The sequence below is a fragment of the Terriglobales bacterium genome (assembly GCA_035691485.1).
Classification (GTDB): domain Bacteria; phylum Acidobacteriota; class Terriglobia; order Terriglobales; family Acidobacteriaceae; genus JAIQGF01.
In genome coordinates, this window is record DASSIZ010000011.1 from 68,298 (window position 1) to 78,771 (window position 10,474).

Sequence of the window (10,474 nt, forward strand, 5' to 3'; positions counted from 1 at the left end):
CAGTATCTCAGTCATCGCACGACTGGTCGACTGAAAGACGGAGTGACTATTCGTTTACCACCTTCACCAGGTGCGGAACCTTGTCGACCATGCCGCGGATCGAGGGCGAGTCTTCGCGCTCGATCACCTGGTTCAAGCGGGTGAAACCGAGACCGCGCACCACCCGCTTATGTTTCTCCGGCGAAGCGATCGCCGACCGCACCCACTTCAGGTGAATCTTACCCTTGCCGCTGCTGGCGCGCTTGGCGCTTTTCCTGGTGGCAGGCATTACAGCTCCTGTGCGGACTTGCCGCGCATGGTGGCAACTTCCTGGCGATCGCGCAACTTCTTGAGCGCATCGAAGGTGGCCTTGACCACGTTATGTGGGTTGGTGGTGCCGATGGACTTGGTGAGCACGTTCTGAATGCCGACCGAAGTCATGACCGCGCGCACCGCACCACCGGCGATCACGCCCGTTCCTTCCGGTGCGGGCTTCAACAGCACCATGCCGGAGCCGAAGCGTCCGAGAACCGCGTGCGGGATGGTGGTCTGGTTGATGTTCACGCGCACCAGGTTCTTCTTGGCCGACTCGATTCCCTTGCGGATCGCCTGCGGCACTTCCTTGGCCTTGCCGGAACCGTAGCCGACCACGGCGGCGGAGGGATCGCCGACGACGACCAGCGCGGCGAACGACAGGTTCTTGCCGCCCTTCACCACCTTGGTGACGCGGTTGATGGCGACCACCTGGTCTTTCAGTTGGTAGCTGCCGGCATCCAATTTCTTCTTCACAGTTGCAGTAGCCATTTCACTCTCAAATCAGTCGAAGGTCACGTAACCCCCGACGGCTGATACTAAAATTGCAGTCCGGCCGCGCGAGCGGCTTCCGCCAGCGCCTTGACCCGCCCGTGGTAAAGGTAGCCGCCGCGATCGAACACTACCTTGGCAATTCCCTTTTCCTTGGCGCGTTCGGCGATGCGCTTGCCGATTTCCTTGGCCGCGGCGACGTTGCCGCCGGTGCGCTTGCTGGCCTTGGCGCCCTCGACCGTGCTCGCCGATACCAGCGTCTTGCCGTGCAGGTCGTCTACCACCTGGACATAAATATGGTTGAGCGAGCGGTACACGTTGAGGCGCGGGCGCTCCGGCGTACCAACCATCCGCTTGCGGATGCGCTGGTGAGACTTGGATCGCGTCTGGTTTTTTGAAGCCTTCGTAAGCATCTTTATTTTTCCTATTCCCGGGGTTCTGTGCCGGGCCCTTGCCATTGCCGAATCGGACAATCGCAATTACCCGATTCCACAGTTCCGCAATTCTGCAGTTACTTCGCCCCGGTCTTACCCACCTTCTTCTTCAAACGCTCGCCCGCGTAGCGCACGCCCTTGTTCTTATAGGGGTCGGGCGGACGCAGTCCGCGCATTTCCGCGGCGACTTGGCCAACCTTCTGGCGATCGATTCCGCTGATCGTCAGGCGCGTCTGCTTGGGGTCCACCGTCACCGTGATGCCTTCCGGCAGCGGGTACTCGATGGGGTGCGAATACCCGAGATTGAAGACGACTACGGCCTTTCCCTTCAGCTCGGCGCGGTACCCGATGCCGACGATTTCCAACTCGCGCGTCCAGCCCTTGGTAACGCCTTCCACGGCGTTGTTAATCAGCGCCCGCGTTAAACCATGCAGCGCGGCCTGCTGATCGTTTTCGCGCTGTGCGACCAGGTGGCCGTCCTGCTGCGCGACCTTGATGCCGTTGGGGACCCGCGTTTCCAGCGCTCCCTTCGGGCCCTGGACCTTGACCACGTTCCCATCCACCGAGACCTTCACTCCCTGGGGGATGGCAATCGGCTTTTTTCCAATTCGTGACATGTCAGCTCTCAACTATCAGCTGTCGGCTCTCAGCTTGTTCCGCCGGCTTCCAGCGTTGTGGTCTGTCAGTCTTTCAGCCGGTCAGTCACTTCGACTCGCCGCCGTCACAGCTGACGGCCGACAGACCGAGCGACTGGCAGACTGCCTCACCAGATCTCGCACAAAATTTCACCGCCGACGCCATGCTTGCGGGCGTCGCGGCCCGTCATCACGCCGCGCGGGGTGGTCAGGATGTTGATGCCCATCCCGCCGAGCACGCGCGGAATCTCGTTGTGGCCGACGTACACGCGGCAACCCGGACTGGACACGCGTTGCAGGCGCGAAATTGCGGCTTCGTTGTTGTTGCCATACTTCAGGTAAACGCGCAGCACCTTGCGGCCTTCTTCCTCGGTGGACTTGAAGTTGGAGATAAAGCCCTCTTCCTTAAGGATGCGGGCCAGTTCCAGCTTCAGCTTGGAGGCAGGGACGTCCACCTTCTGCTGGCGGGCGCCAATGCCGTTGCGGATGCGAGTCAAAAAATCTGCGACCGGATCGGTCAAACTCATTGCTTAGCTTCTCCTTTGCCCGTTCGCTCCCATTTCACCGGGAGAACCAGCGGCAACACTCTCAATCGGGTAATTGAGTCATTTCGTAATCGGGTAAAGTCAGAACCGGCCGAGGCCGCACTTTACTCAATTCCCGATTACCCGATTTCACTTCCTACCAGGACGACTTGGAAACGCCGGGGATTTCGCCCCGCAGCGCCAGTCCGCGGAAGCACAAGCGGCAAATGCCGAACTTGCGCAGGAATCCGCGGGGACGCCCGCAGATCTGGCAGCGATTGTGCTGCCGCGTCGAAAACTTCGGCTTCCGGCTCGGATCGTCCTTCACTCGTTTTGCAGTTGTAGCCATGTATCTCCAATTCGGTTGTCGGTTATCGGTCGTCGGTCTTCGGGTCATAGAACTGAGAACCGAGACCGAAAACCAGGAACGTTCTTTCTTTATGCGCGGAAAGGCATCCCGAGGCCTTTCAGCAGGGCGCGCGCCTGGTCGTCAGTGCGCGCCGTGGTCACAATGGTGACGTTCATTCCCTTCGACTTTTCCACCCTCTCGTAAGAAATTTCCGGGAAGATGAGCTGATCGCGCAGGCCGAGCGTGTAATTGCCGCGGCCGTCGAACGACTTGGTGGAAACGCCCCGGAAATCGCGCACTCGCGGCAGCGCGATGTTGATCAGCCGGTCGAGGAATTCGTACATGCGATCTCCACGCAGCGTGACCATGACGCCGATCGGCATGCCTTCGCGCACCTTGAAGGCGGCGATGGATTTCTTCGCCTTGGTAATCACCGGCTTCTGGCCGGCGATCGCCTGCAACTCGGCGGCGGCGGGGTCAATGACCTTGGCATTCTGGGTGGCTTCGCCGACACCCATGTTGACCACGACCTTGTGGATCCGCGGAACCGCCATCGGGTTCTTGACGTCGAACTCCTTCATCAATGCCGGAGCCACTTCCTTCTCGAAGCGGTCGCGCAGGCGCGCGGTGGAGCGGCTGCTCGCCTTGGCGCGCTGTGGCTTCCCGTCACCCTTGGCCTGGACCGCATCCTCGGCGGGCTTACCTTTGGCCTTGCCGTCGCCTTTCTTGCCTCCCGCTTGCTGCGGCTTTTTCTGTTTCTCGTCTGCCATGTCCTCTACTTCTTCCTCTCACGGTTTCGGAGTCGAACCGGTTCGTGAGGCGCTCAATTGAATCGGGTAATTGCGTAATCGAGAAAAGTCAAAAATGACTTCCCCCGATTACCCGATTGCACTTCTTACTTCTCCAGCGTCGTGCCGCACTTGTGGCAGACGCGAACTTTGCGGTCCCCGCGCTTCTCGTGACGGACGCGCACCGGGCCACACGCTCCGCACAACAGCATCACGTTGGAGATGGCAATCCGGCTCTCCTGCTCGGCGATGCCGCCCTTGACGTTGCGCTGCGGGTTGGGGCGCACGTGCTTCTTCACCATCATCACGTGCTCGACCAGTACCTTCCCCTCCTCGGGAAAGACGCGGAGCACGCGCCCCTGCTTGCCCTGGTCGCGGCCGGTGATCACCTTCACGGTGTCGTTGCGGCGAATGTCACTGTGTACTCGTTGCATGATTCCTCTTCTGTCGTCCTTCCCGGGCATTCAACCGGGTCATTGTGTAGCCGGCTCCAGTCCAAAGTCACTGCACCAGACTCTACTGAACGTCCCGATTCTCCTTTTCACTCCTTACAGCACTTCCGGCGCGAGCGAGACGATTTTCAGGAACTTCTTCTCGCGCAGCTCACGTGCCACTGGGCCGAAGACGCGGGTGCCAACCGGCTCGTGCGCGTCGTTGATCAGCACCGCCGCATTCTGGTCGAAGCGGATGTAGGTGCCGTCGCGGCGGCGGTGTTCCTTCCGCGTGCGCACGATGACCGCCTTCACCACCGTGCCTTTTTTCGCCGTCCCGTCGGGAGATGCTTCCTTCACGGCGGCGGTGATGACGTCGCCCAGGCCGGCGCTCAGACCAGTAGAACCGCCCAGCGGGAGGATCATCTGGAGCTTGCGTGCGCCGGAGTTGTCGGCGACATCGAGCATCGTTCTCATCATGACTGCCATGTTCGATTCTCCTTGGACCCGTGCGCCCGCGGGTCAGAGACCCGCGCCACACAACCTGCTACGCGACGCCGGCCGCCTCTTCCTTGCCCGGCGTGACCGCCTCCGGACCCACCAGCTTGGCGCGGCGGATGACTTCTTTCAGGCGCCAGCGCTTCAGCTTCGACATGGGACGAGTTTCTTCCAGGCGAACGACATCGCCGACATTGGCGGTGTTGTTTTCGTCGTGCGCGTAGAAGCGGCGCGAACGGGCGATTACGCGGCCATACAGATGGTGCGATTTCTTGCGTGTGACCTCGACGACGATGGTCTTTTGCATCTTGGTGGAGACGACGTCGCCGACCAGCGTCTTGCGCGTGGTTTCAATCGCGGTGGTAGTTTCCGTCATTATGACTTCTCCGAGGCGGCCATCTGGCGCTGGCGCGAGATCGTCTTCACGCGCGCGATGTCCTTGCGCAGGCCGCGGATCTTCTTCAGGCTCTCCGTCTGGCCCATGTTGAGCTGGAACTTCAGGCGGAAGAGCTGGTCGTTAAGTTCGCGCTCCTGCTGCTTGAGTTCTTCGTCGGTCAAATTGCGAATCTTTTCAGCATCCATAAATCAGTTTCCCGTGGCCAGTGGCCAGCTCTCAGTGCGTTCCCGAACCGTCGCGCTGCACGAAACGAGTCTTCAGCGGAAGCTTGTGCGAGGCCAGACGCATGGCTTCGCGCGCTTCCGTCGGGGTGACCCCTTCCATCTCGAACAGGATCTTGCCCGGACGGACGACGGCGACCCAGTGGTCCGGCGCGCCCTTGCCCTTGCCCATGCGGGTTTCGGCCGGCTTTTTGGTGACCGGCTTGTCCGGGAACAGGCGCAGCCAGATTTTTCCGCCGCGCTTGACGAAACGCGTCATGGCGATACGGCTGGCTTCGATCTGGCGGTCGGTGATGTGGCCGCACTCCATGACCTTCAGGCCGTAGTTGCCAAACGACAGCTCGCTGCCGCGCCAGGCCTTGCCGGCCATGCGCCCGCGCTGCTGTTTGCGGTACTTCACTTTCTTGGGCATCAACATAGCTTTGACCTTAACTTCTTGGCTGGCCGTCGACGGTCAACCGTCGACAGTCGGCCGCTAAAACGCGGTTGCCGTTTGCGGCTCGCGCTTCTTGGTGGGCAGGATTTCGCCCTTGTACACCCAGCACTTCACGCCAATCACGCCGTAGGTGGTGCGCGCCTCGGCAAACCCGTAATCAATGTCGGCACGCAGGGTGTGCAGCGGCAACCGGCCCTGCAGATACCACTCCGAGCGCGCGATTTCATTGCCGTTCAAGCGTCCGCTGACGCGGACCTTGATGCCCTTGCAACCGAAGCGCAGGGCGGAATCTACCGACTTGCGCATGGCGCGGCGGAAGCCGACCCGCTTTTCCAGCTGCAGCGCGATCGATTCGGAAACCAGCTGCGCGTCCAGTTCGGGCTTGTGCACTTCCTGGATGTCGATGTAGACATCGCGGTTGGTGCGCTTCTGCAGCTCGCCCTTGAGCTTGTCGATTTCCGTGCCCTTGCGGCCGATGATGATGCCGGGCCGGGCGGTGCGGATGATGATGCGCAGCTTGTTGCCGGGGCGCTCGACCTCGATGGAGCTGACGCCGGCCGACTTGAGCTTCTCCTTCAGCTCACCCTTCAGCTTGACGTCTTCCAGCAGCATCTTGGCGTAATCGCGGGTCATGAACCAGCGCGACTTCCACGGCTTGGTGTAGCCGATCCGAAATCCGTATGGATGGACTTTTTGTCCCATGGTTCCTCGTCTCAGAAGCCGCCGGCTCTGCAGCCATTGGCCGTTGGCAAAGCCTATTTCTTCTTTCCTTTTCCCGCCGTTTTCTTGGCGGGCGCTTTCTTCTTCGCGACCGGACGGCGCGCCGGCTTGCGCACACGCGCGGCGGCTGCCGGGGTCTGTTCGCCCGCTTCCTCCGCGGCGCCGTTGCGGTTTTTCTCCGCCAGCGTGATCTCGATGTGCGCCATGCGCCGCTGGTAGCGGTAGGCGCGTCCCATCGGAGCGGGGCGGATGCGCTTCATGCGCGGGCCTTCGTTGGCGATGGCGCGCAGCACGAACAGATTGTCCACGTCCACGTCCACGCCCTTTTCGCCGCTCAGGTAGTTGGCGTTTTCAATGGCCGAGCGCAGCACCTTCTGCACGTCCGGCGCAATGCCCTTCTTGGTGAAGGTGAGCGTATTCATCGCGTCTTCCACGCGGCGCCCCTTGATCAGGTCGAGTACCAAACGCGCCTTCTGCGGCGAAACGCGCACGTATCTTGCCGAGCTTCTGAATTCCATGTTCGTCTCTCTACGCCTTCGGCGCCGGAGCTGCCGGTGCGGCCGGAACGATTGCTCCCGGGCCTCCGGGCACTCCGGCGGGCTTGGCCGCCACTTCGGTAGCCGCCCTCATCGAGTGTCCCTTGAACTGCCGGGTAAAGCTGAACTCGCCCAGCTTGTGGCCCACCATGTTCTCGGTGATGTACACCGGGATGAACTTCTTGCCGTTGTGCACCGCAATGGTATGGCCCACCATCTCGGGAATGATGGTCGAACGCCGCGACCAGGTGCGGAGCACCTTCTTCTCGTTGCGCTGGTTCATGCCCTCGATGCGTTGCGCCAGGAAACCGTCGATGAACGGACCCTTTTTTTGTGAACGCATTATTTCTTTCCTCGGCGGCTGACGATGAACTTCTCAGTCCGCTTGTTGTTGCGAGTCTTGTAGCCGCGCGTCGGCTGGCCCCAAGGCGTGACCGGGTGACGTCCGCCGGAGGTCTTGCCTTCACCGCCGCCGTGCGGGTGATCCACCGGGTTCATGGCAACACCGCGGTTGTGCGGGCGCTTGCCCATCCAGCGGGTACGGCCCGCCTTGCCGATGGAAATGTTCTCGTGATCCAGGTTGCCGACCTGGCCGATCGTCGCCATGCAATCGACGGTCACGCGCCGGGTTTCGCCCGAGGGCAACTTGAGCAGCGCGTAGTCGCCTTCCTTGGCGACCAGCTGCGCGGCCGCGCCTGCCGATCGCGCCATCTGCGCACCCTTGCCGGGCCGCAGCTCGACGTTGTGCACCGTCGTGCCGGGCGGGATGTTGCGCAGCGGCAGCGCGTTTCCCACCAGGATGTCGGCGTCGGGACCGCTCAGCAGCTTCGCGCCCAGCTTCAGCCCGTCGGGCTGGAGGATGTAGCGCTTCTCGCCGTCGGCGTAGCTCAGCAGCGCGATGCGCGCGGAACGGTTCGGGTCATACTCGATCGAAGTCACGGTGGCGGGAATGCCCGCCTTCTCGCGCTTGAAGTCGATGACGCGGTATTTCTTCTTGTGCCCGCCGCCACGGAACCGGCTGGTGATGTCGCCCTGGTTGCGGCGGCCGCCGGTGCGTTGCTTGCTCTCGGTCAGCGCCTTGTGCGGCCGGTTGGTCGTCAGCTCATCATTGACCAGCGTGGTCTGGAAGCGCAGCGTCGAAGTAACCGGTCTGTATGTTTTGATCGCCATAATTCGCTCTCGGCTATCGGCCGTCGGCTTTCGGTCCTTCGGCCCTTAGCTCTCTTTTCACTTCGCACCGGTGCGGCTGTTCTTTCCGACAGCCGATGGCCGATGGCTGATTGCCACTACAAGTTCTGCGCGTAGTCGGGCATTTTTTCACCCGCCTTCAGGCGCACGTAAGCTTTTTTCCAGTCGGGGCGGTAGCCGGTAAACTTGCCGCGGCGTCGTTCCTTGCCCACGAAGTTCGCGGTGCGAACCGAATCCACTTTCACCTTGAAGATGGACTGCACCGCTTCCTTGATCTCCGTCTTGGTCGCCTTGACCGCCACCTGGAAAACCAGGGTCGCTTCGGTTTCCTTCACGCCCAGGCCCTTCTCGGTGATGAGCGGCTTGCGAATGATCTGGTAAGCCGATTTCATTTACGCGACCTCCTCATGCCGGCGCTTGCTGGCGGTCTTTTTCAGCGACGCCTGCAGCTTCTCCAGAGCGGGCCGGGAGAAGATGGCGCGGTCGTAGCGCAACAGGTGATAGGGGTGAACTTCGTTGCCGCGCACCAGCTCGACCCCGTCGAGATTGCGCGAGCTGAGCTCGAGGTTGCGGTTCGCCTTCGCCCCGTCCACCACGAGCGCCGTACCGTCAACCTTGAGCGCGCTCAGCGCTTTGCGGAAGGCGTTCGCCTTGACTTCAGCGAGATCGAAGTTCTCCACCACGGTCAGCTTGCCGTCGGCGAACTTGGAGGCCAGCGCCGAACGCAACGCGCCCAGCAGCTTCTTGCGCGGGAAGCTGTAATCATAGGAGCGCGGTTGCGGGCCGTGCACGGTGCCGCCGTGCCGCCACAAGGGAGAGCGGATGGAGCCCACGCGGGCCCGTCCCGTGCCCTTCTGCCGCCACAACTTCTTGCCCGATCCGGAGACCAGCTTGCGGTTCTTGGTGGCGTGCGTGCCGGCGCGCTGCGAGGCGCGATAGTGCTTGACTGCCTCCCAGAGCAGGTCCTCGTTGACCGCGCCGAAAACTTCCTCGGCCAGCTCGAAGCTGCCGGTCTTTTCGCCGCTCAGATTCATTACATCGATCTTTGCCATGTTTAGCTCTCAGCTATGACTTCTTCTTCGTCGCGCGCTTGCTGGCCTTCAACGGGTCGACCGTACCGGTGCCCGCGAATCCACGGCGCTCGCGCGGCGGATGCTTCGCCTTGTTGATCACCACGTAGCCCCCGTTCGGTCCCGGCACCGCGCCTTCGACCACCAGGAGGTTGTCGTCCTTGTCGATACCGAGCACGCGCAGGTTGCGCGTCGTGACGCGCGCGTTCCCCATGTGACCCGCCATGCGCATCCCGGCAAAAACCCGCGACGGGAAAGCGGAGGAACCGATCGAACCGTTGATGGTGAACATGGAACCGTGCGAACTGGGGCCGCCGCGGAAGTGGTGACGTTTCACCACGCCGGCAAAGCCGCGTCCCTTGCTGGTTCCGGTGACGTCCACGAAGCCCTCGCCTTCAAAGATGTCGACCAGCACGCGGTCGCCGACCTTGCTCTGGTCGCCGTCGCCGCCGGCGCCGTCCACCGCGATGTCAACTTCCTTCAGGAACTTGACCGGCGGCAGGTTGTGCTTCCCGAAATGTCCGCGCATGGGCTTGTTGAGCCGCGTTTCCTTGACGAATTCGACGAGCCCGATCTGCGCCGCCTCGTAGCCATCCTTGCTGGAGGTCTTGCGCTGCGTGATGACGCACGGTCCGGCCTGCAGCACGGTGGCGGGACGCACGTCGCCGTTGCTGTCGAACAACTGCGTCATGCCGACTTTCTTTCCTAGAATTCCGTTGATTGCCATGTTCGTTTCCTGACTCCGCTTCCTTTTCCGGCGATTGCTCTTTCCGGGGGCCCTACGGCCACGGAAGCTTTGTTTTTGAGTCTTTCAGTCGCTCCGTCTTTCAGCCGTCCGGCGCTCTGGATGACTGATCGACTGACCGACTGGCCGACTACTTATGTTCCTTACCGAACGCCTTGATCTCCACATCCACGCCGGCGGGGAGATCGAGCTTCATCAGCGCGTCCACCGTCTGCTGCGTCGGCTCCAGGATGTCGAGCAGGCGCTTGTGGGTACGGATCTCGAACTGCTCACGCGATTTCTTGTCCACGTGCGGCGAACGCAGCACGCAATACTTGTTCTTGACCGTGGGCAGCGGAATCGGACCCGCGATCTGCGCGCCGGTGCGGCGCGCGGTTTCCACGATCTCGCCCGTGCTCTGGTCGAGCACGCGATAGTCGTAAGCTTTCAGCCGGATCCGAATTCTCTCTTTTCCAATCATCGTGTCATCTCAAAGAACGTGCGGCTACCTGCATGCCGACCCAAAAAAGTTAAATTGTTTGTGTAATCGGATAATTGCTTGGAGTGCCTTACCTTTGCCTTTACCCGATTTTCCTTTTCACTTACTGAATGATCTCCGTCAGCGTTCCGGCGCCCACCGTGCGGCCGCCTTCGCGGATGGCGAAGCGCAGCCCCTTTTCCATGGCCACCGGCGTGATCAGCTCGATTTCCAGGTTCACGTTGTCGCCCGGCATTACCAT

The 10,474-nt window shown here is 61.6% G+C and carries 20 protein-coding genes and 1 pseudogene; all 21 read right to left on the reverse strand.

Annotated features, from left to right (window positions below):
* Window positions 1–46 precede the first annotated feature (46 nt).
* Window positions 47–268, reverse strand: coding sequence for a 50S ribosomal protein L30 (rpmD, locus tag VFI82_01285; protein HET7183288.1), 222 nt, complete (start codon window positions 266–268; stop codon window positions 47–49).
* Complete coding sequence (gene rpsE / locus VFI82_01290) at window positions 268–783, reverse strand: 30S ribosomal protein S5 (protein ID HET7183289.1); 516 nt, start codon at window positions 781–783, stop codon at window positions 268–270. The genes rpmD and rpsE overlap by 1 nt, the downstream gene beginning before the upstream one ends.
* Before the next feature lie 47 nt (window positions 784–830).
* Window positions 831–1,196, reverse strand: a complete 366-nt coding sequence (gene rplR, locus VFI82_01295; GenBank protein HET7183290.1) for a 50S ribosomal protein L18 — start codon at window positions 1,194–1,196, stop codon at window positions 831–833.
* Between the two features lie 98 nt (window positions 1,197–1,294).
* Window positions 1,295–1,834 carry a 50S ribosomal protein L6 gene (rplF, locus tag VFI82_01300; GenBank protein ID HET7183291.1) on the reverse strand — a complete coding sequence of 180 codons (540 nt, stop codon included), beginning with the start codon at window positions 1,832–1,834 and terminating at the stop codon, window positions 1,295–1,297.
* 146 nt (window positions 1,835–1,980) lie between these two features.
* Window positions 1,981–2,379 carry a 30S ribosomal protein S8 gene (gene rpsH, locus VFI82_01305; GenBank protein ID HET7183292.1) on the reverse strand — a complete coding sequence of 133 codons (399 nt, stop codon included), beginning with the start codon at window positions 2,377–2,379 and terminating at the stop codon, window positions 1,981–1,983.
* A gap of 154 nt (window positions 2,380–2,533) precedes the next feature.
* Entirely contained in the window at window positions 2,534–2,725 is a 192-nt protein-coding gene (locus VFI82_01310) for a type Z 30S ribosomal protein S14 (protein HET7183293.1), read from the reverse strand.
* An 89-nt stretch (window positions 2,726–2,814) separates the two neighbouring features.
* Entirely contained in the window at window positions 2,815–3,345 is a 531-nt protein-coding gene (gene rplE / locus VFI82_01315; GenBank protein ID HET7183294.1) for a 50S ribosomal protein L5, read from the reverse strand.
* 275 nt (window positions 3,346–3,620) lie between these two features.
* Window positions 3,621–3,947, reverse strand: coding sequence for a 50S ribosomal protein L24 (gene rplX / locus VFI82_01320; protein ID HET7183295.1), 327 nt, complete (start codon window positions 3,945–3,947; stop codon window positions 3,621–3,623).
* A 114-nt stretch (window positions 3,948–4,061) separates the two neighbouring features.
* Entirely contained in the window at window positions 4,062–4,433 is a 372-nt protein-coding gene (gene rplN, locus VFI82_01325; protein HET7183296.1) for a 50S ribosomal protein L14, read from the reverse strand.
* Window positions 4,434–4,491: 58 nt separating this feature from the next.
* Window positions 4,492–4,818 (reverse strand): 30S ribosomal protein S17, encoded by a 327-nt coding sequence (rpsQ, locus tag VFI82_01330; protein ID HET7183297.1) that lies wholly within the window; start codon window positions 4,816–4,818, stop codon window positions 4,492–4,494.
* Window positions 4,818–5,024, reverse strand: coding sequence for a 50S ribosomal protein L29 (gene rpmC, locus VFI82_01335; protein HET7183298.1), 207 nt, complete (start codon window positions 5,022–5,024; stop codon window positions 4,818–4,820). Before rpmC ends, rpsQ begins: the two co-directional genes overlap by 1 nt.
* A 31-nt stretch (window positions 5,025–5,055) precedes the next feature.
* Window positions 5,056–5,478, reverse strand: coding sequence for a 50S ribosomal protein L16 (gene rplP / locus VFI82_01340; protein ID HET7183299.1), 423 nt, complete (start codon window positions 5,476–5,478; stop codon window positions 5,056–5,058).
* A gap of 57 nt (window positions 5,479–5,535) precedes the next feature.
* On the reverse strand, window positions 5,536–6,198 hold the full coding sequence (gene rpsC / locus VFI82_01345; protein HET7183300.1) for a 30S ribosomal protein S3: 663 nt from the start codon (window positions 6,196–6,198) through the stop codon (window positions 5,536–5,538).
* A gap of 53 nt (window positions 6,199–6,251) precedes the next feature.
* On the reverse strand, window positions 6,252–6,734 hold the full coding sequence (gene rplV, locus VFI82_01350; protein HET7183301.1) for a 50S ribosomal protein L22: 483 nt from the start codon (window positions 6,732–6,734) through the stop codon (window positions 6,252–6,254).
* Between the two features lie 88 nt (window positions 6,735–6,822).
* Window positions 6,823–7,098, reverse strand: a pseudogene (rpsS, locus tag VFI82_01355) (30S ribosomal protein S19).
* Window positions 7,095–7,922, reverse strand: a complete 828-nt coding sequence (gene rplB / locus VFI82_01360; GenBank protein ID HET7183302.1) for a 50S ribosomal protein L2 — start codon at window positions 7,920–7,922, stop codon at window positions 7,095–7,097. The pseudogene rpsS and the gene rplB overlap by 4 nt, the downstream one beginning before the upstream one ends.
* Before the next feature lie 116 nt (window positions 7,923–8,038).
* Window positions 8,039–8,332: a 50S ribosomal protein L23 gene (locus VFI82_01365; protein ID HET7183303.1), complete on the reverse strand. Its 294-nt coding sequence runs from the start codon at window positions 8,330–8,332 to the stop codon at window positions 8,039–8,041.
* Window positions 8,333–8,992 carry a 50S ribosomal protein L4 gene (gene rplD / locus VFI82_01370; GenBank protein ID HET7183304.1) on the reverse strand — a complete coding sequence of 220 codons (660 nt, stop codon included), beginning with the start codon at window positions 8,990–8,992 and terminating at the stop codon, window positions 8,333–8,335. It lies immediately after the preceding gene.
* 13 nt (window positions 8,993–9,005) lie between these two features.
* Entirely contained in the window at window positions 9,006–9,737 is a 732-nt protein-coding gene (rplC, locus tag VFI82_01375; protein HET7183305.1) for a 50S ribosomal protein L3, read from the reverse strand.
* A gap of 148 nt (window positions 9,738–9,885) precedes the next feature.
* Window positions 9,886–10,212 (reverse strand): 30S ribosomal protein S10, encoded by a 327-nt coding sequence (rpsJ, locus tag VFI82_01380; protein ID HET7183306.1) that lies wholly within the window; start codon window positions 10,210–10,212, stop codon window positions 9,886–9,888.
* Window positions 10,213–10,336: 124 nt separating this feature from the next.
* On the reverse strand, window positions 10,337–10,474 hold a 138-nt coding region (tuf, locus tag VFI82_01385), incomplete at its 5' end, for an elongation factor Tu (GenBank protein HET7183307.1).